Source organism: Halopseudomonas nanhaiensis (assembly GCF_020025155.1).
Taxonomy (GTDB): Bacteria; Pseudomonadota; Gammaproteobacteria; order Pseudomonadales; family Pseudomonadaceae; genus Halopseudomonas; species Halopseudomonas nanhaiensis.
The window spans coordinates 2170290-2196621 of the sequence record NZ_CP073751.1 but is presented as its reverse complement, the minus strand read 5'-3'; the positions used below and the strand labels follow the sequence as shown (position 1 = coordinate 2196621).

Below are 26332 nucleotides of genomic sequence, written 5' to 3'. Positions count from 1 at the left end.
GGTCTGTTAGACATTAGTCGCATGTCACATGCCGTTGGCGAACGCCGGGTCACTCATGTCGATCTGCGCACGGACAGGCTTGAGCGCTTCGGCATAGCGCAGCAGCACGTCGAGGTTGTATTCGAGGCGCGCGCGCACCCGACGATCATCCTCGGAGACCGGCTCAGGCATGTTCATTACCTGCTCCACACCCCTGACGATCAGATGCTCCGGTATATAGCAGAGCCGGCAGTTCTTGTAGCTCGAGGCGCGCAGTTCGCTGATCGGATAGGCACCACCGACGCCGGCCGAAACGCCCGTGAGCATCGCAGGCTTGTGGGCCAACTGTGTCTTGCTCGCATACAGGAAAAAATTCTTGATGGCGGGGCTGGCCATGCCGTGATACTCGGGCGAGAGGATCACCAACGCGTCAGCGCGGGTCAGCTGTTTTTCGAACATCCCCCACGGGCCTACGTCGTCCGCCGGCCACAGCGGCAGTGGATAGCTGCCCAGGTCAATCACGGCAATGTCGTCCAGCGGAAGCGCAAAACGCTGATGCAGCGTCTGCCTGATGAATCGTGCGACCTTGGCTGTCTGGCTATTGCTACGGTTGCTGCCTGCCACAATGGCGATCTTGAGCATGCTGTTCCTCCTCTTTTGGGTCGATGCTAATCGCCCCTGGGGGCGGTTAACAGCCGAAAAAGCCGATCAAACCTATCAAAGGCAGCCAGCGACCCGGATGGTGCTTTTTGACAGCCGCGCAGGCTTGCTTCAGAGTACGCGCCCTTCGGCCGACTGGCCCCAATTCGAGGATCGAGATCGATGAATGCCGTGGTTGCCGCCGTCGCGGTGATGTTGGTTCTGAGTTTGTGTCGGGTGCACGTGGTCGTTGCGCTGATCATTGGCGCGGTTACCGGCGGGTTGTTGGGCGGGCTGGGACTGGAGGCGACTCTGGAAGCGTTTCAGGATGGCCTGGGCAAGGGCGCCAATGTGGCCCTGAGCTATGCCTTGCTCGGTGCATTTGCGGTGGCCATTGCCAAGTCAGGGCTGGCCCACGTTGTGGCTGACAAGGCGCTTGGGCTGGTCAACAGCCGAGCGCAGGACGGTCACGGGATGCTCAAGGGGTTGCTGATTCTGGTGCTGGGCGGGGTCGCCGTATCGTCGCAGAACATCCTGCCGATCCACATCGCGTTCATCCCGCTGCTGGTACCACCGCTGCTCTATGTGATGGGGCGTCTGAATCTCGACCGTCGTCTGGTGGCCTGCGTGCTGACGTTCGGCCTGATCACGCCCTACATGTTCCTCCCGGTAGGCTTTGGCGGCATTTTTCTGAACGACATTCTGCTGGCCAACGTGACCGAGAGTGGAGCGGATGTCGCAGATGTAAACGTGATGACGGCCATGGGGCTGCCTGCGCTGGGCATGCTGCTGGGACTGCTGGTGGCGATCTTCTTCACCTATCGCAACCCGCGCCACTACGACACGGCCAGCGTCGGTCAGGCGGACACGGTACACAATGCTTCTCGGCCGCGGGCATTGCTGGTTGCGCTGGTGGCCATCGTCACCGCGTTCGTCCTGCAGCTGTGGCTCGACTCAATGATTATCGGTGCATTGGCAGGCTTCGTGATCTTTTCTGTATCTGGCGTGGTGCGCTGGAAAGAGGCGGATGACGTGTTCACCGAGGGGATGAAGATGATGGCGATGATCGGCTTCATCATGATCACCGCTGCGGGGTTCGCCGAAGTGATGCGGGCGACCGGCTCGATTCAGACACTGGTGGATGGTTCGGCCGAGCTGATTGGTGGCAACAAGGCGCTGGCAGCGTTGCTGATGCTGTTGGTCGGACTGTTGATCACCATGGGCATCGGGTCGTCTTTTTCGACCATTCCGATCATCGCAGCCATCTACGTCCCGCTGGCCATGCAGCTTGGCTTCAGCCCTCTGGCTATAGTTGCTCTGGTGGGCACTGCCGCTGCGCTGGGTGATGCCGGCTCACCGGCGTCGGATTCGACGCTCGGGCCAACTGCAGGCCTCAATGCTGACGGTCAGCACAACCATATCTGGGATACGGTTGTGCCGACCTTTCTGCATTACAACCTCCCGCTGCTCGCGTTCGGCTGGCTGGCAGTGATGGTCCTCTGATCAGCGTTCCCCGGTCGACGGCGTCATCTCCTCCTTGGAGAAGTCGTCGACTTCGATAACGGCACGGCGCGCACTGTGCGCCTGCCGGATCACATCGGCATCTTCCTTGGTGATGATGTCCGCGGCAATCGCCACGGCCAGCATGTCTGCGTCATTGTCGTAAGCGAGATTGCCTTCCTTGATAGAGCGGGCCATGCGCTTCTCGACTGCGTCAGCCTGGATGACCTTTTCCAATGCGTGATTGAGCAGACCGGTAACATCGTTCGGGTCGTTGCTGCGGAAGCAGCCTGCGATCAGGCGGTCACGCGCCGCGCCAGGCGTCATCAGCCGGCGGGCCACTTCCGCGCCGATGCGGTCGGACGGCGGCGTCACCTGCCGGCCCAGCGGCATGACCAGAATCCGCAGCAGCACCCCGGCCCAGCGCAGCGGGAAATTGCGCAGAATGTCGTCCATCGCCTCCTCGCAGCGGGCCAGTGCATCGCGAACGCTCCATTCCAGAAACGGCAGATCCTCGTCGGGACGGCCCTGGTCTTCAAAGCGCTTGAGTGCCGCGCTGGCCAGGTACAAATTGCTGAGCATGTCGCCGAGGCGCGCAGAGAGACGCTCACGGCGTTTGAGTTCGCCGCCCAGCACTAGCATCGTGGTATCGGCGAGGGTTGCGAAGCACGCGGACAACCGCGATATGTGGCGGTAGAAAAAACGGGTTTCCACATGCTCCGGCACGCTGGCCAGGGCGCCCCCGGTCAATCCCAGCAATAGACTCGCTGCAGCGTTGCTGGTAGCGAAGCCAACGTGCTCGAACAGCAGCCTGTCGAAGCGGCGCAGTCCGCGCTCACGATCCTCGTCCTGGGTCGCCAGCATTTCGTCCAGAACATACGGATGGCAGCGGATGGCGCCCTGGCCGAAGATCATCATGTTGCGAGTGAGAATGTTGGCGCCTTCGACGGTGATGGAGATGGGCACCGACTGATAGGCACGGCCCAGATAGTTCTTCGGGCCCATGCAGATGCCCTTGCCGCCGTGTATGTCCATGGCATCGTTGATGCACTGGCGCATGCGTTCGGTGAGGTGATACTTGACCACCGCCGACAGTACCGACGGTTTCTCGCCCAGATCGACCGCACCCGCCGTCATGGCCCGGGCGGCGTCCATGATGTAGGTGTTACCACCGATCCGCGCGAGTGCCTCCTGCACACCTTCGAATTCGCCGATCGGCAGGCCGAACTGCTGACGGATGCGGGCGTAGGCGCCTGTCGTCATGCTGGCCATCTTCGCGGCGCCGGTGCTACCGGCAGGCAGAGAGATCGAACGGCCCACGGACAGACAGTTCATCAGCATGACCCAGCCCTGGCCGATCATGTCCTGTCCGCCGATCAGGTAGTCCATGGGAATGAAGACGTCCTTCCCGGAGTTTGGCCCGTTCATGAATGCCGCATTGAGCGGGAAGTGCCGACGACCGATATCGACGCCGGGGGTGTCCGTGGGGATCAGCGCCAGGGAGATTCCGAGCTCTTCCTGATCGCCGAGCAGGTTGTCCGGATCGAATACCTTGAATGCCAGCCCCAGCAGTGTGGCCACCGGGCCGAGGGTGATATAGCGTTTTTCCCAGGTGACGCGCAGTCCGAGGACCTCTTCGCCCTGCCAGTGTCCATGGCAGACGATGCCACGGTCGGGCATGGCCCCTGCATCGGAACCGGCCTCCGGCGAGGTAAGGGCGAAGCAGGGCACTTCCTGCCCGGCGGCAAGGCGCGGAAGGTAATGATTTTTCTGTTGCTCGGTGCCGTATTGCAGCAGCAGTTCGGCCGGGCCCAGCGAGTTGGGGACCATGACCGTGGAACCCAGATCACCACTGCGGCTTGCCAGCTTCATGACGATCTGCGAATGCGCATAGGCGGAAAACCCCTTGCCGCCGAACTCGGTGGGGATGATCAGACCGAAGAACCCGTTACTGCGCACGAAATCCCACACGTCCTCCGGCAGATCCTGCAGGTGCGTGGTGAGCTCCCATTCACTGGTCATGCTGCAAAGCTGCTCGACGGGACCGTCGATGAAGGCCTGCTCCTGCTCGGTCAGCTGCGGTTTCGGGTAGTCATGAAGCTGCGTCCAGTCCGGCCGCCCACTGAACAGCTCACCGTCCCACCACACGGTGCCCGCGTCGATGGCTTCCTTTTCGGTATCCGACAGGGGAGGCAGCACTTTCTGAAACCACTTGAAGAGAGGAGCGCTGATGTTGTCTCGACGCCAGTCCGCCATGTTGAGCGGAATCGCCAGACCAAGAAACACAGCCCAGAGCAGCAGCATGATCAACCAGTGGGTCGGGCTGAACAGCGTCATTGCCAGAAGATAGAGACCTACCACCAGACAGCCATTGAGCAAGCCGCTGCGTACGTAGGCCAGTCCTGCCAGACAGAAAAACAAACCGATCAGCCAAACCAGCGTGACCATTGCGCGCTCCTTTCGTCATTTTTGCTTGTAACCAGCATAGTCGCTTTGGTCGCAAGCATCGAAGGAGGCAGGAAAGAAAGCGGGCGCCAGAGGCGCCCGCGGTACTGCGGTGTCGATCAGTGTTCGATGTGATCCAGATCGTAACGGATGGTCTTGCCGGCCATGTAGTAATGGAAGCAGGCCCATACGTTAACGAAGGCGGCGCCGATCAATGCATAGCGCAGACTTTCGATGCCCACCGCATCGCGCATCAGGTCGCTGACAATGCCGATCAGCTGCGGACCGAAGCCCAGACCGAACAGGTTCAATACCAGCAGCATGATGGCCGAGGCGAGCGCGCGGCTACGCAGCGGAGTAAGACTCTGGATCATGGCGAAGCTGGGCCCGAGGTAGAATGCGCCCAGGAACACGGCCGGCATGTAGCAGACCAGCGCCCAGAAGGTGCTGTCGACCAGATAGAAAGCAATGATGAACGGAATGGCGAGAAACTTGGCTACGCCGACGATCCAGGCATTCCAGGCCATGTTCCGCGCAGCGGCCTTGTCGGCCAGCATGCCGCCGATCCAGGCGCCCAGGCCCCCGACGATGCCCATGACCGGACCGAGGAACAGACCGACCTGAGTGGCGGTGAGGCCGTGGTTGCGGATCAGGAACGCGGGGTTCCAGACGATGGTGCCATAGCCGACCAGCGCGGTCAGGGTCACCCCTATGACGACGTGGCGGGTGGTTCGTACGCGCCAGAGGACGGCGAAACCTTTCTTGATATCGACCTTGCCGCGCGGTGGCGGTGGAACCCCGTCGGCGAAGCCGCGCGGTGGTTCGATCATGGTGAAGCGCACCAGCAGGGCGATCAGCAGGCCAGGCAGACCAACCACGAAGAACGCTGCCCGCCAACCCCAAGCATCTGCCACGAAGCCGCCGACGAGAAAGCCGATCATGATCCCGAAATACACGCCCAGGGCGTAGATCGACATGGCGCTGGAGCGCTGCTCTTTCGGATACAGGTCCGACAGCATGGAGTGCGACGGTGGGCTGGAGCCGGCTTCCCCGATGCCGACACCGATACGTGCGATGGCAAGCTGCCAGAAGTTCTGGGCCAGACCGCAGACCGCGGTCATCGCACTCCAGATGGCAATGGACCAGGCGATGATGTTGCGACGGTTGGACCGGTCGGCAATGACCGCGATCGGGATACCCAGGGTGGCGTAGAAGAGGGCAAAGGCGATGCCTGACAGGAAGCCCAGCTGGGTGTCCGACAGAAGCAGATCGGCCTTCAGTGGCTCGATCAGGATCCCGACGATATTGCGGTCAACGTGACTCGAGGTGTAGGCAGCGACGAGCAGAATAAGAGCGTAGCGGCGATAAGCTGGCGTAATGCGGCGAGCGATGTCCTCGTCGAACCCGCCCGGGGGTGAATCTGGCGTTTGGGCCATGACATTCTCCGGTGTCGTTGTTTTTGTGAACACGAGAATAGGGGCTCGGATGAAGCGGAACAACGGACCGGCGAGTCACATTTGTAGCAATTTTGTAAGTGCGACCGGTCGCCGCAGCGGAGCATCGGTTGTCATCCAAGGGGTTGAAAACCGGTCCGTTGGCCCCATTGAGATGGGTCACCATCGGCAAGTGAGTGATGCATGACAGCGGCGATCAGTATTCAGGGGCTGACCAAGACCTACGGCAACGGGTTCACCGCGTTGCGTGGGATCGATCTGGAAGTGAAGCAGGGCGATTTCTTTGCATTGCTCGGGCCCAACGGGGCCGGCAAGTCGACCACCATCGGCATCCTTTCCTCGCTGGTCAACAAGACGGCAGGTACGGTGCGCGTATTCGGACACGACATTGACTCCGATCTGATGGCTGCCAAGCGCTGCATCGGCGTGGTGCCGCAGGAATTCAATTTCAGTCAGTTCGAGAAGACCTTCGACATCCTCGTCAATCAGGCTGGTTACTACGGGATTCCGCTGCGCCAGGCGCGCGAACGTGCCGAGCATTACCTGAAGCGCCTCGGCCTGTGGGACAAGCGGGACGTACCCTCGCGCATGCTGTCTGGCGGCATGAAGCGCCGGCTGATGATTGCTCGCGCGCTGATTCATGAGCCCAAGCTGCTGATACTGGATGAGCCCACCGCAGGGGTCGACATCGAGATTCGCCGGTCGATGTGGCAGTTTCTGCAGGAGATCAATGCGCAGGGCATCACTATCGTACTGACCACGCACTATCTGGAGGAAGCCGAACAGCTCTGTCGGCACATCGCGATCATCGATCAGGGTCGCATCATCTACAACACCAGCATGCGCAAGTTGCTCAAGGAGCTGCACGTCGAAACCTTCCTGCTCGACACCCGTGACACACTCACGGCTGCGCCGCTGCTGGACGGCTTCCCGTGCGCGCTCGCCGACGAGCACACCCTTGAAGTGCAGGTGGAGAAGGAGCAGGGGCTCAACCAGCTGTTCGTCGAGCTTGGACGACACGGAATCGAGGTGCTCAGCCTGCGCAACAAGAGCAATCGCCTGGAAGAACTGTTCCTCGCGCTGGTCGATGACAACGCAGAAAAGGGAGCGCAGGCATGACCTATTGGCGCAACAGCTGGATCGCGTTTACCACCATCCTGAACAAGGAGATCCGCCGGTTTACGCGCATATGGCCGCAGACGCTGCTCCCCCCGGGCATCACCATGGCGTTGTACTTCGTCATCTTCGGCAATCTGATCGGCAGTCGGATCGGCACCATGGACGGTTACGAGTACATCGATTACATCGTGCCGGGCCTGATCATGATGTCGGTCATCACCAACAGTTACTCGAACGTGGTCTCGAGTTTCTTCAGTACCAAGTTCCAGCGTTCCATCGAGGAGTTGATGGTTGCCCCTGTCTCGCCCCATGTCATCCTGCTCGGATACACCTTCGGAGGGGTTGCCCGAGGCCTGGCCGTGGGGTTCATCGTCACCCTCATGTCGCTGTTCTTCACCCGCCTGAACGTCCAGCACATCGGTCTGACCATAGCCGTGGTGTTCTTCACCTCGCTGGTGTTCTCGCTGGGCGGCTTCATCAATGCGGTGTATGCACGCACCTTCGATGATATCTCGATCGTTCCGACCTTCGTGCTTACGCCGCTGACCTACCTGGGCGGTGTGTTCTACTCGATCAACATGCTCCCCGAGTTCTGGCAGGGCGTGTCGCTGATCAATCCGATCCTGCACATGGTTAACGCGTTCCGCTACGGCATACTGGGCGTTTCCGACATCCCCATCGCTACCGCGCTGATCCTGATGGCCGTGTTCATTGCGGTGCTGTACGGCTACAGCTATCGGCTGCTGGTGCGTGGCACGGGCATGCGTCAGTAAGTCTGGGGGCCGGGCCCGGCTCAGGCGGCCATCCGCCGCAGGGGTCGGGAAGTCTGATTCAGCCGCCGGACAATAACTAGCCTGAAGGTCGCCCGACGGGTATCCTGCCGCTCTGATCGAAGGGAGACCCGTCATGTCGCAACAGCATCCGGCCGAGCAATCGCCTCTTGGAAAATCCAGCGCGTACGTCAGCGTGTACACGCCGTCGCTGCTGTTTCCGATCGCGCGCGCGCCGAAGTGGCAGGAGCTTGGCCTGGACGCGGACCAGCTGCCGTTTCATGGAGCCGACATCTGGAATTGCTATGAACTCTCCTGGCTGAATCCGTCCGGCAAGCCCGAGATCGCTGCAGCCGAGTTCATCTTCCCGCTGCGCGGCGGCCGAATCGTCGAATCCAAGTCCTTCAAGCTGTACCTCAACTCGTTCAACCAGACCGTGTTCAGCGACCGGCGCGAAGTGTTGCGCACACTGGAGTCGGATCTGTCTGTCGCCGCTCAGGGGCCGGTCATGGTACGCCTGATGAACATGGGACAGTTGCACCAGTTGGGTATGGGGCAGATGCCCGGAACCTGCCTGGACGATCTGGATGTGAAGATCGATCAGTACGAGTACAACCCCGGCCTGCTGCAGCTGGCGGCATCCGGTGAGGTCGCTCGCGAGCATCTGTTCAGCCATCTGCTCAAGTCCAACTGTCCGGTCACCGGACAGCCTGACTGGGCGTCGGTATCGATCCGTTATGCGGGGCAGCGTATCGACGGCGCGAGCCTGTTGCGTTACCTGGTTTCGTTCCGACAGCACTCTGACTTTCACGAACAGTGCGTCGAGCGGATTTTCTGTGACCTGCAGAGTCTGTTGGGGAAGAACGCCGAGCTGACGGTATATGCCCGGTATGTCCGGCGTGGCGGTCTGGATATCAATCCCTACCGCTCGACCGAGCCGGGCATGCCGGAAAACTTCAGGCTGGCCAGGCAGTAGCGAGGCGTCTCATACGCCGATGTCGACCAGGGTCTGCATGACGCTTCGCAGCGTGCCGGCTACACGCGGGTGACTGGCCTCGAAGCGCTCGACCATTAGATTGACTCCATCGACGAGCGTCGGGTCTGCTTCCGCTTGTTCCTGTGCCTCCATGGCGATTACCCGTGCCTCCAGGTTGGTAGCAAGTTCCTGAAGCGACTGGCGCTCCTCGGGGGTTAACGGCGCTTCCGGATCAGTCAGGGTTTCCTGCAAGTGCTCGAGCTGTACTTTCAGACGGTTGGCTGGCATGGATGGCTCCTTCAAGCGAGAATTCTGCCCCCACTATAGCCGTTCGCAGTGCCTGGCGTCGCTGCGAAGCAATGGCTCCGGTACATCCCTGCGGCCATGCCGGCTTTCGATATCGTCAAGGCAGCCGGGTAGTTCCGAAATGCCGTCGATCACATAATGCGCGCCTGCGTTCATCAAGCGCACGGTCGCCGCCATGCGTAGCCTGTCCTGCTCCAGAGGCAGATGTTTGTTCCAGTCGCTCAGATCGATGCCCGGCAAGAGTCCGCCCAGTGCGATGCCGACCGTCCAGAATCCGGCATTCAAACCGGCTGCCACGCCTTCCAGCGAAGCCGTGACGAACAGGCAGCGCCGTAGTTCGGTTGCGCCGACGCGCAGGGCGGCGTGAACTGGCATGTCGGGAGAGGGCAGAGGACGCTCGTCGCGGCCAGGTGGTACCAGCAGGAGCGGACGCCAGCTGTCCAGGCCATGCTTGAGCGATGCGTTGGACGCCCACCGGTCGACGCTGCTGTCGATGATTGCCACCGGCACGTCGAGGCTGAGCAGGTGGTCAAGGGTGGACTGCGTGTGCTCGAACAGGCGTACGGGTGGCGGGGAGTCTGAAATCACAGGCCTGAGCAGCGTGCCGACGAGGTCAAAGACCACAGCCTGAATGGAAGTGGCTGGCATGGCAGACTCCTTCTGACGGTTTTGCTGCAGTGTGCGTCAACCGCGTGACCGTTTCGTGACAGCGCCGTGCACCCTGTCTTGTTGTGAAAACGCGGCGCCCGTTAGAGAATGTCTGCCGGCGTGTCGAGCGCCTCACTATTACGGAGAGCCTGATGAACCTGTGCAAGCGCGTCCTGTCGTTCTGTCTGCTTGGTGGAGCCGGTATTCTTGCCGCCGTCCCTGCTCACGCCCAGGAGGGATTCGACGATTATTCGGAAAGCCAAGCCAATCCCGACCCGTGGGAGCCAGTCAACCGGGCGGTTTTCAGCTTCAACGACACCGTGGACCGGTTTACCCTCAAGCCCGTCGCGCAGGCCTACGATAAGGTCGTGCCGGAGCTGGTGAATGACGGCGTGAGTAATTTCTTCGCCAACCTCGGCGAGCCGAAGAATTTGGTCAACGACGTGCTGCAGCGCAAGTTTCATGATGCGGGCGTCGATACGGCACGCTTTCTGTTCAATACCACGCTGGGTGTAGGTGGCTTGTTCGACGTCGCAACCCGGATGGGTCTGCGACGCAACGATGAAGATCTCGGGCAGACACTGGGCAGCTACGGTGTGCCGAGCGGCCCGTACGTCGTACTACCGCTGCTGGGCCCATCGACCCTGCGTGACGGCCTGGTACGGATTCCGGAAGGGTTTGCCGGTTATACCTATCCCGATCAGGTCGACCATGTGCCGACGCGCAATACCGCCTTCGGGATGGACATGGTCGATACCCGCGCGGCGCTGCTCGGGCAGGAACGTCTGATCCGCGGAGACCGCTACGTATTCATTCGCAACGCCTATCTGCAGAATCGTGAATACAAGGTCAAGGACGGCGTCGTCGAAGACGAATTCTGAAGGCGGTCGGCAGCCCGGGTTCAGCCCAGGCTGTCGAAGCGTATTCCGAGCGTGAACCGGCCGGATTCATCCTGAGCGCAGCGCAGCACGCTGCCCCTGGCCTGAAGGCCTGGCAGATGCGGATTGGGTGAAGGGATGGCGACCTCGACCGCAGTCCCCACGGCCACTGCCTGATGGGCAGTGGCCTGCATGCCCTGACTGGATAGATCGTGGCACTGCACGGTCAGCACCTCGCCAAGCTCCGGCAACTTCAATCTGGCCGTCGCTTCCACCTGCATCCGCATGAAGTCGCGTTTTTCGTCATACTGCTGGTCGTGAAATGACATGACCTTCTCCCTAGAATGCCCGCTCGGGCTGACGTGATGCGCCCCCTCATGCTAGTGGGAGCACCATTGCGTTACAAGCGTATGGTGCTGCCGGGAACGGTTGCCTGTGCGCACGTATGGGAGTACTGTTTGCCCCCAATATAAGGTCGGCTCGCCCGGCGACATACAAACACACCCCTGTGACCGCGAAATGCCTGATACCGCGGTAATGACGTAGGGACTCTATGCAGCTTCCTGGCACGACATTGCTGGTAATTGATGACGACGCAGCAGTCCGTGAGCGCGTCGCCACCTCGCTGGAAGAAAGTGGTTTCAATGTTCTGCAATCGGGGCTTGCCACCGACGGGCTGGCGTTGCTCGGTCGGCAGCGTCCCGACCTGGTACTGTGCGACCTGCAAATCTCCGACATGAGCGGCTTCGAGCTGCTACGCCAGATCACCGAACGTGATCCGGACATGCCCGTGATCGTCGTGTCCGCCGCAGGTAGCATGGGCGATGTGGTAGAAGCCCTGCGCCTGGGCGCGAGCGATTATCTGATCAAGCCGGCCGATTCGGCTGTCATCGAGCACGCCGTGCGTAGATCGCTGGACCGTGCCAGCCTGCGTCTCGAAAATCAGCGCATTCGCGAACGCCTCGAGCGGGTCAACCGCGAACTCGAGCATCATCTCAAGGAGCTGAAGGACGATCAGGCCGCCGGGCGGCAGGTGCAGCTGAACATGCTGCCGGCTTCGCCGTGGAATAGCGGCGAATACCGGCTCGAACATCGGATCATTCCTTCGCTCTACCTGTCCGGCGACTTCGTCGACTACTTCCGGGTATCGGACACACAACTTGGCTTTTACCTTGCAGACGTCTCCGGTCACGGCGCTTCCTCGGCGTTCGTCACGGTTCTGCTGAAGTTCATGACGACGCGTCTGATGTATGAGCAGCGCAAGCAGGACACGTCCGGCCCCGTCGCTTTCAAGCCGTCGGATGTGCTCGGTCACATCAATCGCAGCCTGATCGCCTGCAAGCTGGGCAAGCACGTGACCATGCTTGGCGGTGTGATCGACGAGGCCACTGACACCTTGACCTACAGTATTGGCGGCCACTTGCCGCTGCCTGTGTTGTACGCGGACGGTCAGGCGCGGTATCTGCTGGGCAAGGGTCGCCCGGTCGGTCTGTTCGAGGATGCCAGCTACGAAGACCATCAGATCGAGCTGCCGGAGCGGTTCAGTCTCACTCTGTGTTCGGATGGTGTGCTCGATTGTCTGGAAGGGGCTACGCTTAGGGAAAAGGAACAGCGTCTGCCCGCTCGGGTTGCCGAGGCCGGTGGCGAACTGCGTCGCTTTATGGAGCGGCTGGGTCTGGATGCGTCCAGGCCCATGCCGGACGACATTTCAGTCTTGGTGCTTAGCAGGAACCCGGCATGATGAGTACCGGCAAGATCCAGTTCGCGGAAGCGGAGGGAACCTTCGTCCTCAAGTTCATTGGCGACGTGAGGCTGACGCTCTGCGCGGCGCTGGATGCCTACATTGAAAAGATCTTCAGCGCCCTGACGTTCGAGTCGATCATCATTGACCTGACTGAAACCGAGGGCATAGACAGCACGTCTCTGGGTCTGCTCGCGAAACTGTCGATCCTGTCCAAGCAGAAGGTCGGTCTGTTGCCGACCCTCGTTTCCGATCACGAAGACATGAACCGACTGCTCTACAGCATGGGATTCGATCAGGTGTTCAACATTGTTTCCAAGGCCGCCCCGAGCAATGCGGAGCTTGAGGATCTGCCAGGCCAGATCCTTTCCGAGGAGCTGGTGCGCGACAAGGTGCTGGAGGCTCACCGCATTCTGATGAACCTCAACGAGAACAATCGCGAAGCCTTCCGTGACCTCGTCAGTTCGCTGGAATCAGGCCGCTGACGCCGCCCGTTCCGCCATGACTTTCTCCAGCCTGATCTGATCGGCCGCGAAGGTGCGGATGCCCTCCGCGAGCTTTTCCGTGGCCATCGCATCCTCGTTGTGTTCCCAGCGGAACGTTTTCTCGTCGAGCTGCTCGAGGGCGTCTTCGCAGCCGCTGGTGAGCAGGGGAGAGGGCTTGAGTTCGCCCTGCTCTTCGGCGAGCTGGGTGAGCAAGGCTGGGCTTATGGTCAAGCGATCGCAGCCGGTAAGCGCTTCGATCTGCCCGATGTTGCGAAAGCTCGCGCCCATCACCACTGTTTCGTACAGGTGCTGCTTGAAGTAGCGGTAGATGCGCGCGACAGACTGTACGCCCGGATCGTCGACGCCACTGAAATCACGCCCATCCCGCTGCTTGTACCAGTCATAGATGCGGCCGACGAAAGGCGAGATCAGAAACGCGCCGGCGTCCGCGCATGCCTGTGCCTGAGCGAACGAGAACAGCAGCGTCAGGTTGCACTGTATGCCTTCCTTCTCCAGTTCACGCGCGGCTTGGATACCTTCCCAGGTGGAGGCGATCTTGATCAGTACGCGATCCCGGGTGACGCCGAATTGCTCGTATCGCTCGATCAGATTGCGGGCCTTGTCGAGAGTCGCAGCCCGGTCAAAGGACAGTCGGGCGTCAACCTCGGTCGACACCCGGCCCGGTACGAGCTTTACAATCTCGCTGCCAAGGGCGACCGAAAAGTGGTCGCATGCCTCGGCTACCGGATTGGCGCTGGTCTTTGCCCGTGCGATGGCGTCGTCGAGAAGGTGATGATAATCGGCCTGACCGGAGGCTTTGAGCAGGAGGGACGGGTTGGTGGTTGCGTCCTGGGGGCGGAGCTTTTCAATCGCCTGGATGTCGCCCGTGTCGGCAACGATCAGGGTGTGCTGCTTGAGGCTGTCTAGTTTGCTTGTCATCGGTAGGGTCATGTCAGTGGGTATGTCCTGACCTTACCTCAGCGCCGTCAGGCGGGGCAATCCCGCTGCTCCAGACGGGCATTCATCGCGGCAGTCAATTCATCATAGAGTGCAAGCGGGTCGTGGCAACGGTGAATCTCGCTGCTCAGCTGGCGACGGAAATGTCGGGCACCGGGCAGACCCTGGAAGAGCCCCAGCATATGTCGGGTGATGTGGTGCATCTGACCACCCTGATCAAGGTGCCGCACTATGTACGGGCGCATGGCGTGCAGTACCTCTATGCGACCGGGCGCCGGAGAGGTATCGCCGAACGCCAACTGGTCGATGGCGGCAAGCAGGTACGGATTGTGATACGCCTCCCTACCGACCATGACGCCATCAACGTGCCCGAGCGCTTCCTGCATGCTGGCCAGCTCGGTGAACCCGCCATTGATGATTATTTCGAGTTGGGGAAAGTCGCGTTTGAGTTGATGCACGACTTCGTAGCGAAGGGGTGGGATGTCCCGATTTTCCTTCGGTGAAAGACCCTCGAGGATGGCGATGCGCGCATGGACGATGAAGGTGTCGCAGCCGGCTTCATGAACGGTGGCGACGAAGTCATGCAGCTGTGCATAGCTGTCCCGCCCGTTGATGCCGATGCGGTGCTTGACGGTGACGGGCAGGGAGCAAGCGTCCAGCATCGCCTTGACGCCGTCGGCAACCAGTTCGGGATGGGCCATGAGGCAGGCGCCGATCAGGTTGTTCTGAACCCTGTCGCTGGGGCAGCCTACGTTCAGATTCACCTCGGCGTAGCCATACCGTTCGGCAATCGCCGCGCACTGGCCCAGCTCCATCGCATTGCTCCCGCCGAGCTGCAGCGCCAGCGGCTGTTCAGCGGCAGTAAAACCCAGCAGCCTCTCACGATCGCCGTTCAGAACGGCTCCGCTGGTGACCATCTCGGTGTAGAGCAGGGCATGCCGGCTGATAAGACGAGCGAAGTAGCGGTAGTGCCGATCGGTCCAATCCATCATTGGCGCCACGCAGAAGCGCCGGGACGGGCCGGGGCGGCGAAGAGGGGGCGTATGGGCTGAGCGTGGCATGGCGTGTCCGGCGGGTCGACAAACAGCCGGCTATTTTGCCTGATCGCGCCAGCGGTGCAACCACGGACCGATCAGTGAAAGCGACGCCCGGGTGGGCGTCGCTCATGAGGGATCAGGTACGGAAGCGGCTTACCAGTCCGTCGATCTGCTGACCGAGCTGCGCAAGATGCTGGCTGGCCTGCGCGGTCTGCTGGGCGCCGTCAGTGGTCTCCCGAGCCAACTCCGCTGCCTCGGTCACGTTGCGGTTGACGTCTTCGACTACGGTCGACTGCTGCGTGGTTGCGCTGGCAATCGAGGCATTGAGCGCCACCATCTGCTGCATGGACTGGGCGATGAGGTCCAGCGCCTCACCAGCAGCATTGGCCTGCTCGACGCTCAGCTCGGAGTATCGGCTGCTTTCGTTGATCACGTTGACCACGGTCTGCGTGTTGGTCTGCAGTTTGGTGATCATGTTGTGAATTTCTTCGGTCGACTTCTGCGTGCGTTGAGCGAGGTTGCGTACTTCATCCGCTACCACAGCGAAGCCGCGACCCATCTCACCGGCGCGTGCCGCTTCGATTGCTGCGTTCAGGGCGAGCAGATTCGTCTGCTCGGCAATGTTGCGGATCACGTCGAGCACCGAGGTGATCTCGTTCGCATCGGTGGACAGCGTTTCCATGTGGGCAACCGCGGTCTTGACGCTGGTCGACAGGTGACCGATCTGTTCGATGGTACGGGTGACCTGGGTACGCCCGTTGTTGGCGCCTTCGTTGGCGTTTTCTACTTCCTGGGCAGCGGCGTTGGCGTTCTGCGCGACGTCCTGGACGCCGTAGGTGATCTCGTTGATCGCTGTGGCCATCAACTCCATCCGCTCCGATTGCCGGGTCATGTCGCGCAGGCTGTTGTTGCTGATACCGTCGAGCTGCTGGCTGGCGCTGATCAGCTGGCGGGCACTGTCACCCAACTGCTGGACCAGGCTGCGCAAGTTGCCGGTGAACTGATTGAAATGACGGGCGATGAGCGACAGTTCGTCATGAGCGTCGTCGTCCAGTTTGCGGGTCAGGTCACTTTCGCCGCTGGCGATGTTGCGCATCGCCTCGACGATACGGTTCAAAGGTTGCGAGATACTGGTGCCGATGATGTACAGGATGATGACCATGATCACGATCAGCCCAAGCACGATGGCCGACGACTGCAGGGCCTGCTGCACCACCTTGGCGCGCATGTCATCCAGAAAGATCCCGGTGCCGACCATGTAGCCCCACGGGGTAAAGTGCTTGAAAGCGGCAAGCTTTCGGGACCCGGGGTCTTCCCCGGGCGTCTGGCCGGGCTTGGCCCAGCTGTATTCGAAACTGGCTGTGCCTTCCTTGCGCGCCAGTGCCACCATTTCCTTGATCACCGATACGCCATGCTGGTTGTTCATGGTCGAGAGGTCGGTGCCCTCGGTCTGGGGTGCGAAGGGGTGCATGATCATGATGTTGTTCATGTCATTGATCCAGAAGTACTCGTTGCCGCTGTAGCGCAGCCCGCGCAGGGCGGTGAGGGCTTGCGACTTGGCTTCGGCTTCGCTTAATTCGCCGCGCTGTTGCATGCCGTGGTAGTGGGCAAGCAGATCGTGCGCCACTTCCACCAGATGTGTCGCCTTGGTCACTTCGCCGTTGCGAATCTCCGTGCGCAGGTGGGTGAGTGACACGGCTTCCAGAGCCAGCATGCTGATCAGGGCCACGATCAGAATCAGCCAGATCCGTTGACGGATGTTAATGCTGCGCAACAGCTTCATTGAGTCTCTCCCACTTCCTGCGATCTTTATTCTTCTGTGGCGTCCGGTGTATCGGGCCCGAGACAAGCCGTTAAGAGCTATATCGACACGAGCCGTTAAAACCTGAATGTTTTTTTGCGTTGATATCGTTTTGACGTCAGATTATTGGCCGATGCAATCCGTTACCGCAACCTCCTTTCGGCGGCAATCAATCCAGCCGATGAGTGGTCAAAACAGAGGTCAATTCTGCCAGCGAGCCACACAGCGCACATAGCTCGCCTATACTTCGATGATGGCGCCATGCCATTACACTTACAAGAGAATGCTATGTCGTTACTCGGTCGCGCGCTTTTGCTGTGGTGCATGGCCTCATGCGCGCTGGCAGAGCCGGTGCCCGTGCGGGTAGGAGGGTACGTTTTTCCGCCGTTCGTTCAGGTGAGCTCGGATGGTGAGTGGAGCGGCGTCACACTGGATGTCGTCAGTGAGCTTAATGCCATGCAGAGTGCGTATCGGTTCGAATTCGTTCCGACTGCGGCGGCCCGTCGCTACGGTGAGCTTGAAGCCGGCCATTACGACATGCTGTTTTTCGAGAATCCGGCATGGGGCTGGCAGAGTGAAGACATACAGAGTCTGGAGGGAGCGGTGCTCGGCAGGGCGTTGTTCATAGCGCGGGCGGTGGACGGCCGGGGCCAGGAGTATTTCGACGTCCGTCAGGATAAGCGGATTGCCCTTTTCAGCGGCTATCACTACGCCTTTGCCGGCTTCATAGCCGACCCGGCGCATCTGCGCGATGCGCACAATGCGGTGCTGACATTCTCGCAGGAGAGCAATATCCAGATGGTGTTGCGCCGGCGGGTGGACTTGGCCGTGGTCACCGAATCATTCCTTGAAGCCTATCTGTCGCGTCATCCGCAGTATCGCAGCCGTCTGCTGGTAGCGGACGAAGCGGACCAGTATTACCAGCATTTCCTGGTGATGCGCAGCGGGGCGGAACCGGGTCTGGAGCGAATGAAGGCGTACCTTGATCGATTGCAGGATTCCGGCGTGCTGGCACGAATACTCGAACGCAACGGCATCAACCAGGCGCAGCCGTAGCCAGCGGCAGCATACGCTTCTTGCTACATCTGTCCCCTTGGCAGCGCCTACGGTTTGGTTAGAATGCGCGCGTCGGCACTTTCCAGTTCGATCCGGGTCTACCCGTCGTCTCCCCCCCAAAGGATTCCCTATGTTGTCGCTTTACAAATTGTGTTCTGTCACTGCGCTATGTGCCGCAATCGGTTTTCAGAGTTCCTTCGCGTTTGCCGAGCGAGAAGTTTCGGGTGAAATGGCGTCTTCTATAACGACCTCGGAGGATCTGGCCGGCCGCGTGGTGATGGGCTGGATCGAAAAGGGCCGTATTCTTCCCGAGCGTGCTGCGGTCAAGATCAAGGTCGATTCGGGCGCGCTCACATCATCCATGCATGCGGTGAACATCAAGAAGTTCAAGCGAAAGGGCAAGGACTGGGTACGCTATGACGTGCCAGTGCGCGATGCCGAGTCCGAAGAGATGGTCACCATGGAATTCGAGCGGCCGGTGTTCCGCCGCGTACTGATTCGTGGCGCCGGTGGCGAGGAGCGCCGTCCCGTCGTGAAGATGTCGATCTGTCTGGGCGATCAGGTGTATGAGGAGCAATTCACTCTGCGCGACCGTGGCGACATGACCTATCCGGTATTGATCGGCCGCCGCACCATCGAACACATCGGGCTGATCGACGTTTCGCAAACGTTCATGCTGCCATTGGATTGCCCCAAGGCTGCCGATGACGACGAGCGAAGCAAGCAAGCCCGAATGAAGGCGGATGAATCACTGGTCGATGACAGCCATATCGACGACCCTGAGGAAGAGTCGGACGACAGCGACGACTGATCGCCGCAGGCGGCCCGGTTCCGGGCCGCTCGCCTTTTACCACATCAGATCGTCTGGCACCTTGAACGCGGCGTAGGGATCGTCTTCACCCGGCGCGTCCGATTCAACCTTGGCAATGACGACCGGCCAGTGCGGTACGCGCTCCATCACCTTCTGCGCAACATCCAGAGGGATGAGTTCAAGATTGCCGGAAAGCCGCACGATCGCCAGTTGCCCGCGGCTGAGCCTGTCGAATTGCTCGGCGGTCACGTGGATTTTCTTGATCTTGTTCTTCATGGCGAACTGATATGGCGTTTCGCCGCCGGAGCGGTCGATCTTCGCCTGTTCTATCAGTTGCTTGGCTTGCGCCTCGCGCTCCTTGCGGGCACTTTCCTCGCGCCGCTGCTGGTTCAACTGCCGGTCGCGCTCTGCCTTTTCCGCGCGCGCTTTCTCCACCGCCTCGGCGGCGTTCTGCTTCTTCTCGGGCTCGTTCCTGGCTTCTTTTTTCTTGGCCCGCTGGGCCTGCTTGAGCTTTTTCTCGTCGACCAGTCCGGCCTTGAGCAACTGGGCTTGAAGGGAATTGACCATGCTGTGGAGCTACCTGCTTCTGGGCTGGATTGAAGTGGCGATTCTAGCGTTAATCCTGGTTCTTTTCCTGCGCTTCGAGCTCGGCCTGTCGGAGTTTGATACGTTTCATCTTTTCCGGGTCGATGGGTTGCTTGTTCGCGGTATCGCGGAGCACGAGCAGGCTGCCGACAATCAATGAGACGGCCGCGAGCAGAAATAACCAACCGATCAAGGGCATGAGGTGCGCTCCGTGTGACGCGTTGCGGTGAAGATGTCTAAGCTGGAGTCTAGTCGACCAGTCAAGGCAAGCCCATGCTCACCCCGCAATTGTTGGATACGCTCAAACGCCGCGAAACCACGCTCTGGATCAATCCGCTACGAAGTCCCTCCCGGCCAGTGTTCGATCCGGCTCTGGTGGAGCAGGCTGCTCGACGCTTCCAGCGCGCGGGAGGCCTGCTGGCCCGGACCGTACGGTCGCTGGCCGGCGGGGATGGTCTGGTGGAATCGCCGTTGATCGATGCCGAGCCCTTGCGGCAGGCGCTTGCCGGGGAGGGCCGGTGGCTGATCAAGGCCGACCACCGTATGCCCCTGGCGGGGTCGGTGAAGGCGCGTGGGGGATTCCATGAAGTGCTGGCCTATGCCGAGCGCGTTGCGCTCGAAGCCGGGTGGGACGGAGAAGATTTTGCCTCACTGGCCGAGCCGCGGTGGCGCAGTCTGTTTGATGAACACCGTCTTATCGTGGGGAGCACCGGCAACCTGGGCATCAGCATCGGGCTACTGTCCCGCGCGCTTGGCTTCAATGCCCAGGTCCACATGTCTCGAGACGCCAGCGAATGGAAGAAGAAGCTCCTGCGAGACGAAGGCGCGGAGGTCGTCGAGCATGACGGGGACTACGCCGTGGCGGTGCAGGCGGGGCGCCGTGAAGCCGAGGCCGACGAGCACGCACATTTTGTCGATGACGAACGGTCCGAGCTGTTGTTTGCCGGCTACGCAGTGGCCGGCGAGCGCCTCGCCTCGCAATTGTCTGCGCAGGGGATAGAGGTTTCGTCGAAGCACCCGTTGCTGGTGTACCTGCCGTGCGGCGTGGGCGGTGCGCCCGGAGGTATTACCTTCGGCCTGAAACAGGTGTTTGGCGAATCCGTACACTGCTGGTTCGCCGAGCCGGTGGAATCTCCGAGTGTACTGGTTCAGCTCGCCGCGGGGCTCGACTCGCCGGTGTCGGTGTACGACGTCGGGCTCGACAATCAGACACTCGCCGACGGGCTCGCCGTCGCACAGGCCTCGATGCTGGCCTCACGCTGCATGCTCGACAGCTTGGCGGGCGTCTTCACCGTATCCGACGAGGCGCTGCGGGGGTACCTGCGACTGGCTCAGGAGCGCCTGGGAGAGCGGCTGGAGCCATCGGCCACGGCGGGCTTCGCCGGGCCGCATTGGCTGGGCGAGGCCGCCGGGCGCGCCTGGTGCGAGGCCAACGGGGTCGATTTGCACGCCGCAACGCACGTGTTGTGGAGTACCGGGGGAGGGCTGGTCCCTGACGAGGTGTTTGCCGGCTGGGTGAAAGCAGAAGAGCCGGAATGAATCCGGCCCCGGGGTGTCACGATCCCGATGCCAGCTTGCTGGTAATCTGCGCGACCAGCTCGCCCTGATGCCGTGCAACGGTCAGCTCATCATCGCTTGGTTGCCTGGAACCGTCTCCGCCAGCCAGCGTGCCGGCCCCGTAGGGGGTGCCGCCTCGTACTTCGGAAATATCGAACATCTCCGGAATGCCGTAGCCGATGGGTACGATGACCATGCCATGGTGGGCCAGGGTGGTCCAGGTCGAGGTGATGGTCATCTCCTCACCACCACCCGTGCCTGTCGAAGTGAACACGCTGGCGACCTTTCCGCGCAGAGAGCCCTTGGCCCAGAGGCCGCCGGTCTGGTCGAAGAAGGTGCGCATCTGGCCGCTCATGTTGCCGAAGCGGGTAGGCGTGCCGACGATGATGGCATCGTAGTCAGCCAGTTCACCCGGTGATGCGACCGGAGCGGGTTCATTGGTCTTGCCGCCGGCTGCCTTGAAGGCTTCTTCGGGCATGGTTTCCGGCACGCGCTTGATGCTGACATCAATACCTGTCACACGCCGCGCGCCCTCGGCAACGGCATTCGCCAGGATCTCGACGTGCCCATACATCGAGTGGTACAGCACAAGAATCTTCGCCATGCTTTTCTCCGATTGATTGACGTGCCCCCAGTGTAGGAAAGATTGTCGATCAGGGTCGGAGCGATTGCCCCAAAGCATCGATGGTGTAGCAGATCAGCGCATCGGCATCAGGCAGGCCGCTGGTCGTCTTGTCGGGTTGGCGGGTTTCCATGATCACGCCGTGCAGTGCGCCACGCAGGTAATAGGCAGTCATCATCGGATCGCGGACGCGCTCCGCACTCAGGCTGCCATCGGCGACACCGCGTTGCAGCGCTTCTACCATCAGGCCCATCACCTCCTCGGCGCAGCATTGCAGCGCTGCACTGTGTTCATCTTCCTCACTGAGATGCGGGAAGGTGTTGATCTGAGTCAGGACGTCGAAATAGTGCGATTCCTCTCGGCTGAAATCGTAGTAGGCGCGACCGAAAGCGCCCACCTGGTCAAGACCCAGTTCTGCCTCGCTGATAGCGCGGACAAACCGATCACGCAGGCATGCCACGGATCGCAGCATGATGCCGCGCATGATGGCGGCCTTGTCCCTGAAATACACGTAGAGCAGGGCGCGACTCAGCTGCGCCGTCTTCGCAATCTCGTCCATCGAGCACTTGTCATAGCCCTTGGTAAAGAACACCTCTTCGGCCGCGTCGAGAATGCTGCCCCGACGCTCCTGTTTTTCCCTTTCGCGGCGTTCATCGACGCTCATAGCTTTCCCCAACCCATGGTGATGTGCAGCCCACGGAGAGAGTGTGCGCAGCGTATTGACAATGTGTCAATAACTGACAATATGTTAATCATCGTTCAGCTCTCCCGGAGCCCAAGCCATGTTGATCATCTCCCGCCTCCCCCGGTTCACCCTGTCCATTGTCGCTGGCGCGCTCGCAGCGTCGCTGCTGGCGGGGTGCGGCGCAGAGCAGAATGCCGACGCAGCGCAAGCGCCTGTGCTGCGGCCGGTGCCGGTGCGTGTGACTGAGGTCAGTCTTGCGCAGGCGACCGAGCCACTCAGGTTTGCAGGCGTGGTCAGGGCACGGCAGCGCGCAGGGTTGACCTTTCAGGTGGGCGGCGTGCTAAAGGAGCGTTCGGTCGAACTGGGGCAGCGGGTCGAAGCCGGGCAGGTGCTGGCTCGGCTGTACAATCCCGAATTACTGCCTGCCCGCGATGCGGCCAGGGCGAAGCTGGCTGAGCTTCAAGCGCAGACCGCTCAGGCCGAACGGGATCTGCAACGTGCCGAACAGCTGTTCGAGCGCGGTGTGGTGTCGACGCAGCAGCGCGAGCAACAGCGCTCGCGACTTGAAGCCCTGCAGGCCGGGGTGGCCAGTGCCCGTGCATCATTACGGCAGACCGAGCAGCTTCAGGGCGAGACCGAACTGCGTGCGCCCTTTGCCGGCAGCATCGAAGCATTGAGTGTCGAACCGGGCGAATTCGTGTCGCCCGGGCAACCCGTGATGCGTCTGGCTGCGTCCGATGGTCACGAGGTGGAAGTTCGCGTACCGGCGCGCCTGCTTGTCGGGCTGGAAACCGGGCAGTCCGTGCCGGTGTGGAACAGTCTGAGCGGCGAACAGGGTGCAGGGCGGGTGATCGAAATCGGCCTCGGCTCTTCAACAGGCGGGTCGCTCTATCCCCTTGTGATCGGCGTCGAAGGCGATCTGGCCCGGTCCGGCGATGGGGTGGAGGTGGGGCTGCTGGCAACCCGTCTGCCGCAGACCACTGTCCCGGTGTCGGCGATCATGCGCTCACCCAATGGCCTGGCGGTGTTCCGCATCGAGCAGGACCGTGCACGCCGGGTTGCAGTGCAGGTGAGTGCGTTGCAGGGGGAGCGGGCTGTCCTGCAGGGTGACGCCCTGACCACGGGCGACAAGGTGGTGTATGCCGGTCTCACCCGCCTCGCCGAGGGCGATGCGGTGGAGCTGCTGCCATGAACGCGGCTTTTCTCATGCGGCCACGGCTGGTCGGCATGATCATGATCATGCTGAGCCTGCTCGGCGTAGCGTCCTACCTGACCATGGCCCGCCAGGAGGACCCGAGTTTCCCCTATCGGACCGGGATGATCACGGTCATCTATCCCGGCGCCATGGCCGAAGCAGTCGAGAGACTGATCCTCGATCCATTGTCAGATGAGCTGTCGCAGGTGGAGGAAATCGAGCATTTTGTTGCGACAGCGCGCTCCGGCGTGGCGCTGGTCACGATCACGCTGGAAGACAAGATCTACGCAACGGACCCGGCCTGGGACCGCGTCCGTCAGGCGATGGATCGGGCGCACCTGGAATTTCCATCCGGCGTCGGCCAGATGGCGCTGGACGATCGACTGATCGACATCCCGGCGGTGATCCTTGCCGTGCGTGGTGATGCCTCGCTGGTACGCCTGAGCGAGGAGGCAGAACGGCTCAAGCGACAACTGGCAGACCTGCCGGGCCTGTCGCGTGTGGAACTGTCAGGGGATGTCGACGAGCAGATCACCATCGCCATCCGCGACGCCGAGCTGCAGCGACTGGGTATTTCGCCGGCGTATCTTGCGCAGTTGCTGGCGCAGCGTAACCAGGTGATACCGGGTGGTTTCGTGCAAGCCGGAGGCAAGCGGCTGGGAATTCTGCCCAATAGTGAATTCGCCGATCTGCAGGCATTGCGAGCAACCCAGGTGCCGCTGCCGGATGGGGCCAGCGTGCCGCTGGCGTCGATCGCCGACATCTGGCGCGGACCGCAGGAGCCGATGCAGCCGCGGGCCTGGTACGATGGCGAACAAGCGGTCCTGGTGGAACTGACCGCCCAGCGCGGCCAGGTGGACGCGATTCGCTTCGGTGCGGCGCTGCGCGAACGACTCGACCTGGTACGCGCAGATTTCGAGCCGCTGCAGATTGAAGAGATGTACTTCCAGCCCGATCAGGTCAAGGAGCGGCTGGATGGCCTGGAGGGCAACCTGCTGGGGAGCGTGGCGATCATCGTCGCCGTGGTACTGCTGGGTATGGGGTGGCGCATGGGGGTGCTGGTGGCGGCGATGCTGCCGCTTGTGGCGCTGATCAGCCTTGGTCTCTACGACCTCGGCGGGGGCATCCTGCATCAGATCGCGGTCATCGGGATGGTCATATCCCTCGGCATCCTGATCGATAACGCCATCGTCATGGTGGAGAACATTCAGGATCGTCTCAATCGCGGCGAGACTTCGCGCGATGCCGTGCGCAACGGCGTGCGCGAGCTGGCCGGGCCGCTGGGGGCGTCCACCGCCACGACGCTCGCAGCCTTCATGCCCATGCTGCTATCCAAGGGCGGGACAGCGGATTTCACCCGTGGCATTCCGGTGATGATCATGCTCACGCTGGTGGTCAGTTATCTGCTGGCGATCAGTGTCGCGCCGTTGCTGGCCGGTCGCTTTCTCAAGCCCTCGAAGACCAGCCGAGGCGATCGGATGGAAGCACTCGGTTCACGCCTGGCAGACATCACCACCCGAGCGCCGCGCCGCGTCATTTTGCTCGGCCTGGTGGTGGTCATTGCCAGCCTGGGGCTGACACCGTTCATGAAGCTGCAGTTCTTCCCCAATGCCGATCGACCGCAGGTGGTCGTCGAGCTGTACATGCCGGAGGGAACCGATCAGCAGCGTACCGAGACGGTGGCAGCCGAGCTGGAACAGATGATTCGGCAGCGGCCGCACGTGTCGTCCGTGCACCGCTTCGTCGGCTCGGCCGGTCCGAGCTTCTACTACAACCTGATGCGTGCGCCGGAAGCGCCGAATCGCTCCCGTCTGGTGATCACCACCGAATCGTTGGCCGACACCAGCGGCGTTATTCATTGGGTGCGCCGACATGTGGCAGAGACCATGCCGGAGCTGGACGTGGTGGCGAGCACGCTCGGGCAGGGCCCGCCGCGTGCAGCCCCGGTGGAGGTGCGGGTGTATCACCATGATGATCGGCAAAGAATAGCTGCGGCAGAGCAGGTGTTTACTCTGCTCAAGCAAAGCGAAGGGGCGGTGGACGTGCGGCATGATGTCGATCTGGGCGTACCGGTCCTGAAAGTTGATGTGGACGATGCGCTCGCGCAGCGCTATGGCGTTACACGGGCCGATGTGGCGCGCACGCTGTTCACGCAGAGCCTGGGCTTTACCGCCGAGCAATACCGCCAGGAACTGGATCCGATCCCGCTGGTGCTGCGTTCGCGCGAAGGCACACAGCAGAGTATCGAACGGCTGATGTCGGCGCAGGTGTTCAATGCCGAGGGGCAGGGTGTGCCGTTGACTGCGGTTGCGCGCATCGCAGCCGACTGGCAGCCAGCGTCGATCCGTCAGCGTGACGGCGTGCGACTGTACACAGTGACTTCCGGGCTTGAAGACGGCTACAGCTTCAGCCAGGTACTCGATCAAATGCAGACGCGACTCGAGACAGAGCCCTTGCCAGCCGGCGCTCGTCTCGAACTGGGCGGTGACGCTGAAGGCTCGGGCGACGCCAACCGTGCGCTGTTCACCACGGCACCCGTCGGCGTTCTGCTACTGCTGTTCTTCCTGCTGCTGCAGTTCAATTCCTTCCGCCGGGTAGGGATCATCCTGCTTACGGTGCCGCTGGCCAGCGTCGGGGTGTTCCCGGGACTGGTGCTGTCCGGTTCGCCTTTTGGCTTCCAGTCGGTGCTGGGCATCATCGCGCTGGTCGGCATCGTGGTGAACAACGCCATCGTGCTGATCGATGTGGTGGATCAGCGTCTGGCCGAGGGCCGGTCGATTGGCGAGGCGGTTGCCGAAGCCGTAACGCGTCGAACTCGGCCAATCCTGCTGACCACGGCTACCACCATCGCCGGACTGTTGCCGCTCGCGTTTTCGTCTTCGACGCTATGGCCGCCGATGGCCTGGGCGATTATTTCGGGGCTGCTGGCGTCAACCGTGCTCACCTTGCTTGTGGTTCCGGCGGTGTGTCGTCTGTCATTGGCATCGGACGCAACGGATGATTCAGGAGCGGTTATCGACGCGGCTTGAGTCCGGCGGCAGCGGAGTTGCGAGAGCGTGACAAAAATAACCGCTAACTGCTTGACT

At 61.4% G+C, this 26332-nt stretch carries 25 protein-coding genes; 12 read left to right on the top strand and 13 right to left on the bottom strand.

Annotated features, from left to right (window positions below; translation table 11 throughout):
• Positions 1-24: 24 nt before the first annotated feature.
• Positions 25-621, bottom strand: coding sequence for an NADPH-dependent FMN reductase (locus KEM63_RS09885; RefSeq protein WP_223651207.1), 597 nt, complete (start codon positions 619-621; stop codon positions 25-27).
• A 180-nt stretch (positions 622-801) separates the two neighbouring features.
• Between KEM63_RS09885 and KEM63_RS09880 the strand changes: the two genes are divergently transcribed.
• Entirely contained in the window at positions 802-2121 is a 1320-nt protein-coding gene (locus KEM63_RS09880; protein WP_223651206.1) for a Na+/H+ antiporter family protein, read from the top strand.
• On the opposite strand, the gene KEM63_RS09875 is transcribed toward KEM63_RS09880, so the two are convergent.
• Positions 2122-4566 carry an acyl-CoA dehydrogenase gene (locus tag KEM63_RS09875; RefSeq protein ID WP_223651203.1) on the bottom strand — a complete coding sequence of 815 codons (2445 nt, stop codon included), beginning with the start codon at positions 4564-4566 and terminating at the stop codon, positions 2122-2124. It lies immediately after the preceding gene.
• Between the two features lie 116 nt (positions 4567-4682).
• Positions 4683-5999, bottom strand: a complete 1317-nt coding sequence (locus KEM63_RS09870; RefSeq protein WP_223651201.1) for a spinster family MFS transporter — start codon at positions 5997-5999, stop codon at positions 4683-4685.
• Positions 6000-6200: 201 nt separating this feature from the next.
• Here KEM63_RS09870 and KEM63_RS09865 point away from each other — a divergent pair, with 201 nt between their 5' ends.
• The 3 genes from KEM63_RS09865 to queF all read left to right on the top strand — a co-directional run bounded on the left by KEM63_RS09865 (position 6201) and on the right by queF (position 8882).
• On the top strand, positions 6201-7136 hold the full coding sequence (locus tag KEM63_RS09865) for an ABC transporter ATP-binding protein (RefSeq protein ID WP_223651199.1): 936 nt from the start codon (positions 6201-6203) through the stop codon (positions 7134-7136).
• Entirely contained in the window at positions 7133-7909 is a 777-nt protein-coding gene (locus tag KEM63_RS09860) for an ABC transporter permease (protein ID WP_223651197.1), read from the top strand. The genes KEM63_RS09865 and KEM63_RS09860 overlap by 4 nt, the downstream gene beginning before the upstream one ends.
• Before the next feature lie 133 nt (positions 7910-8042).
• Positions 8043-8882, top strand: coding sequence for an NADPH-dependent 7-cyano-7-deazaguanine reductase QueF (queF, locus tag KEM63_RS09855; RefSeq protein ID WP_223651195.1), 840 nt, complete (start codon positions 8043-8045; stop codon positions 8880-8882).
• A 9-nt stretch (positions 8883-8891) separates the two neighbouring features.
• On the opposite strand, the gene KEM63_RS09850 is transcribed toward queF, so the two are convergent.
• Both KEM63_RS09850 and KEM63_RS09845 read right to left on the bottom strand, forming a co-directional pair.
• Positions 8892-9170 carry a DUF4404 family protein gene (locus KEM63_RS09850; RefSeq protein WP_223651193.1) on the bottom strand — a complete coding sequence of 93 codons (279 nt, stop codon included), beginning with the start codon at positions 9168-9170 and terminating at the stop codon, positions 8892-8894.
• Positions 9171-9203: 33 nt separating this feature from the next.
• The gene (locus KEM63_RS09845) at positions 9204-9836 is read right to left on the bottom strand and encodes a hypothetical protein (protein ID WP_223651191.1); all 633 of its coding nucleotides are present in this window, start codon (positions 9834-9836) and stop codon (positions 9204-9206) included.
• 152 nt (positions 9837-9988) lie between these two features.
• On the opposite strand from KEM63_RS09845, the gene KEM63_RS09840 reads away from it, so the two are divergent.
• Positions 9989-10717 (top strand): MlaA family lipoprotein, encoded by a 729-nt coding sequence (locus tag KEM63_RS09840; RefSeq protein WP_223651189.1) that lies wholly within the window; start codon positions 9989-9991, stop codon positions 10715-10717.
• Positions 10718-10737: 20 nt separating this feature from the next.
• On the opposite strand, the gene KEM63_RS09835 is transcribed toward KEM63_RS09840, so the two are convergent.
• Complete coding sequence (locus KEM63_RS09835; protein WP_223651187.1) at positions 10738-11043, bottom strand: PilZ domain-containing protein; 306 nt, start codon at positions 11041-11043, stop codon at positions 10738-10740.
• Between the two features lie 224 nt (positions 11044-11267).
• Here KEM63_RS09835 and KEM63_RS09830 point away from each other — a divergent pair, with 224 nt between their 5' ends.
• A complete protein-coding gene (locus tag KEM63_RS09830) occupies positions 11268-12455 on the top strand; it encodes a PP2C family protein-serine/threonine phosphatase (protein WP_223651185.1) in 1188 nt (395 codons plus the stop codon).
• Complete coding sequence (rssC, locus tag KEM63_RS09825) at positions 12455-12940, top strand: anti-sigma factor antagonist RssC (protein ID WP_223655858.1); 486 nt, start codon at positions 12455-12457, stop codon at positions 12938-12940. Before KEM63_RS09830 ends, rssC begins: the two co-directional genes overlap by 1 nt.
• Here the strand turns inward: rssC and tal are convergent.
• The 3 genes from tal to KEM63_RS09810 form a co-directional block, all read right to left on the bottom strand.
• Positions 12929-13879, bottom strand: a complete 951-nt coding sequence (tal, locus tag KEM63_RS09820; RefSeq protein ID WP_223651183.1) for a transaldolase — start codon at positions 13877-13879, stop codon at positions 12929-12931. The two genes, rssC and tal, sit on opposite strands and share 12 nt — an antisense overlap.
• A 47-nt stretch (positions 13880-13926) precedes the next feature.
• Positions 13927-14958, bottom strand: coding sequence for a tRNA dihydrouridine(20/20a) synthase DusA (dusA, locus tag KEM63_RS09815; protein WP_223651181.1), 1032 nt, complete (start codon positions 14956-14958; stop codon positions 13927-13929).
• Between the two features lie 112 nt (positions 14959-15070).
• Positions 15071-16717, bottom strand: coding sequence for a methyl-accepting chemotaxis protein (locus KEM63_RS09810; protein ID WP_223651179.1), 1647 nt, complete (start codon positions 16715-16717; stop codon positions 15071-15073).
• A 306-nt stretch (positions 16718-17023) separates the two neighbouring features.
• Here KEM63_RS09810 and KEM63_RS09805 point away from each other — a divergent pair, with 306 nt between their 5' ends.
• On the top strand, positions 17024-17791 hold the full coding sequence (locus KEM63_RS09805; protein ID WP_223651176.1) for a substrate-binding periplasmic protein: 768 nt from the start codon (positions 17024-17026) through the stop codon (positions 17789-17791).
• A gap of 229 nt (positions 17792-18020) precedes the next feature.
• A complete protein-coding gene (rloA3, locus tag KEM63_RS09800) occupies positions 18021-18602 on the top strand; it encodes a retropepsin-like aspartic peptidase RloA3 (protein ID WP_223651174.1) in 582 nt (193 codons plus the stop codon).
• A gap of 36 nt (positions 18603-18638) precedes the next feature.
• Here the strand turns inward: rloA3 and KEM63_RS09795 are convergent, their stop codons facing one another.
• Both KEM63_RS09795 and KEM63_RS09790 read right to left on the bottom strand, forming a co-directional pair.
• Positions 18639-19169, bottom strand: a complete 531-nt coding sequence (locus KEM63_RS09795) for a DUF2058 domain-containing protein (protein ID WP_223651172.1) — start codon at positions 19167-19169, stop codon at positions 18639-18641.
• 49 nt (positions 19170-19218) lie between these two features.
• Positions 19219-19386, bottom strand: a complete 168-nt coding sequence (locus tag KEM63_RS09790) for a DUF2897 family protein (protein WP_223651170.1) — start codon at positions 19384-19386, stop codon at positions 19219-19221.
• Between the two features lie 74 nt (positions 19387-19460).
• Between KEM63_RS09790 and KEM63_RS09785 the strand changes: the two genes are divergently transcribed.
• On the top strand, positions 19461-20726 hold the full coding sequence (locus tag KEM63_RS09785; RefSeq protein WP_223651168.1) for a D-serine ammonia-lyase: 1266 nt from the start codon (positions 19461-19463) through the stop codon (positions 20724-20726).
• 16 nt (positions 20727-20742) lie between these two features.
• On the opposite strand, the gene wrbA is transcribed toward KEM63_RS09785, so the two are convergent.
• Positions 20743-21348: an NAD(P)H:quinone oxidoreductase gene (gene wrbA, locus KEM63_RS09780; RefSeq protein ID WP_223651166.1), complete on the bottom strand. Its 606-nt coding sequence runs from the start codon at positions 21346-21348 to the stop codon at positions 20743-20745.
• A gap of 49 nt (positions 21349-21397) precedes the next feature.
• Entirely contained in the window at positions 21398-22030 is a 633-nt protein-coding gene (locus KEM63_RS09775; protein WP_223651164.1) for a TetR/AcrR family transcriptional regulator, read from the bottom strand.
• Positions 22031-22148: 118 nt separating this feature from the next.
• Between KEM63_RS09775 and KEM63_RS09770 the strand changes: the two genes are divergently transcribed.
• Both KEM63_RS09770 and KEM63_RS09765 read left to right on the top strand, forming a co-directional pair.
• Positions 22149-23243: an efflux RND transporter periplasmic adaptor subunit gene (locus KEM63_RS09770; RefSeq protein ID WP_223651162.1), complete on the top strand. Its 1095-nt coding sequence runs from the start codon at positions 22149-22151 to the stop codon at positions 23241-23243.
• Positions 23240-26275 (top strand): efflux RND transporter permease subunit, encoded by a 3036-nt coding sequence (locus KEM63_RS09765; RefSeq protein WP_223651155.1) that lies wholly within the window; start codon positions 23240-23242, stop codon positions 26273-26275. Before KEM63_RS09770 ends, KEM63_RS09765 begins: the two co-directional genes overlap by 4 nt.
• Positions 26276-26332 lie beyond the last annotated feature (57 nt).

Excerpts from the sequence above, each read along its gene's own strand:
- KEM63_RS09885 (WP_223651207.1), bottom strand. The coding sequence starts at position 621 with ATGCTCAAGATCGCCATTGTGGCAGGCAGCAACCGTAGCAATAGCCAG.
- KEM63_RS09880 (WP_223651206.1), top strand. The coding sequence starts at position 802 with ATGAATGCCGTGGTTGCCGCCGTCGCGGTGATGTTGGTTCTGAGTTTG.
- KEM63_RS09875 (WP_223651203.1), bottom strand. The coding sequence starts at position 4,566 with ATGGTCACGCTGGTTTGGCTGATCGGTTTGTTTTTCTGTCTGGCAGGA.
- KEM63_RS09870 (WP_223651201.1), bottom strand. The coding sequence starts at position 5,999 with ATGGCCCAAACGCCAGATTCACCCCCGGGCGGGTTCGACGAGGACATC.
- KEM63_RS09865 (WP_223651199.1), top strand. The coding sequence starts at position 6,201 with ATGACAGCGGCGATCAGTATTCAGGGGCTGACCAAGACCTACGGCAAC.
- KEM63_RS09860 (WP_223651197.1), top strand. The coding sequence starts at position 7,133 with ATGACCTATTGGCGCAACAGCTGGATCGCGTTTACCACCATCCTGAAC.
- queF (WP_223651195.1), top strand. The coding sequence starts at position 8,043 with ATGTCGCAACAGCATCCGGCCGAGCAATCGCCTCTTGGAAAATCCAGC.
- KEM63_RS09850 (WP_223651193.1), bottom strand. The coding sequence starts at position 9,170 with ATGCCAGCCAACCGTCTGAAAGTACAGCTCGAGCACTTGCAGGAAACC.
- KEM63_RS09845 (WP_223651191.1), bottom strand. The coding sequence starts at position 9,836 with ATGCCAGCCACTTCCATTCAGGCTGTGGTCTTTGACCTCGTCGGCACG.
- KEM63_RS09840 (WP_223651189.1), top strand. The coding sequence starts at position 9,989 with ATGAACCTGTGCAAGCGCGTCCTGTCGTTCTGTCTGCTTGGTGGAGCC.
- KEM63_RS09835 (WP_223651187.1), bottom strand. The coding sequence starts at position 11,043 with ATGTCATTTCACGACCAGCAGTATGACGAAAAACGCGACTTCATGCGG.
- KEM63_RS09830 (WP_223651185.1), top strand. The coding sequence starts at position 11,268 with ATGCAGCTTCCTGGCACGACATTGCTGGTAATTGATGACGACGCAGCA.
- rssC (WP_223655858.1), top strand. The coding sequence starts at position 12,455 with ATGAGTACCGGCAAGATCCAGTTCGCGGAAGCGGAGGGAACCTTCGTC.
- tal (WP_223651183.1), bottom strand. The coding sequence starts at position 13,879 with ATGACAAGCAAACTAGACAGCCTCAAGCAGCACACCCTGATCGTTGCC.
- dusA (WP_223651181.1), bottom strand. The coding sequence starts at position 14,958 with ATGCCACGCTCAGCCCATACGCCCCCTCTTCGCCGCCCCGGCCCGTCC.
- KEM63_RS09810 (WP_223651179.1), bottom strand. The coding sequence starts at position 16,717 with ATGAAGCTGTTGCGCAGCATTAACATCCGTCAACGGATCTGGCTGATT.
- KEM63_RS09805 (WP_223651176.1), top strand. The coding sequence starts at position 17,024 with ATGTCGTTACTCGGTCGCGCGCTTTTGCTGTGGTGCATGGCCTCATGC.
- rloA3 (WP_223651174.1), top strand. The coding sequence starts at position 18,021 with ATGGCGTCTTCTATAACGACCTCGGAGGATCTGGCCGGCCGCGTGGTG.
- KEM63_RS09795 (WP_223651172.1), bottom strand. The coding sequence starts at position 19,169 with ATGGTCAATTCCCTTCAAGCCCAGTTGCTCAAGGCCGGACTGGTCGAC.
- KEM63_RS09790 (WP_223651170.1), bottom strand. The coding sequence starts at position 19,386 with ATGCCCTTGATCGGTTGGTTATTTCTGCTCGCGGCCGTCTCATTGATT.
- KEM63_RS09785 (WP_223651168.1), top strand. The coding sequence starts at position 19,461 with ATGCTCACCCCGCAATTGTTGGATACGCTCAAACGCCGCGAAACCACG.
- wrbA (WP_223651166.1), bottom strand. The coding sequence starts at position 21,348 with ATGGCGAAGATTCTTGTGCTGTACCACTCGATGTATGGGCACGTCGAG.
- KEM63_RS09775 (WP_223651164.1), bottom strand. The coding sequence starts at position 22,030 with ATGAGCGTCGATGAACGCCGCGAAAGGGAAAAACAGGAGCGTCGGGGC.
- KEM63_RS09770 (WP_223651162.1), top strand. The coding sequence starts at position 22,149 with ATGTTGATCATCTCCCGCCTCCCCCGGTTCACCCTGTCCATTGTCGCT.
- KEM63_RS09765 (WP_223651155.1), top strand. The coding sequence starts at position 23,240 with ATGAACGCGGCTTTTCTCATGCGGCCACGGCTGGTCGGCATGATCATG.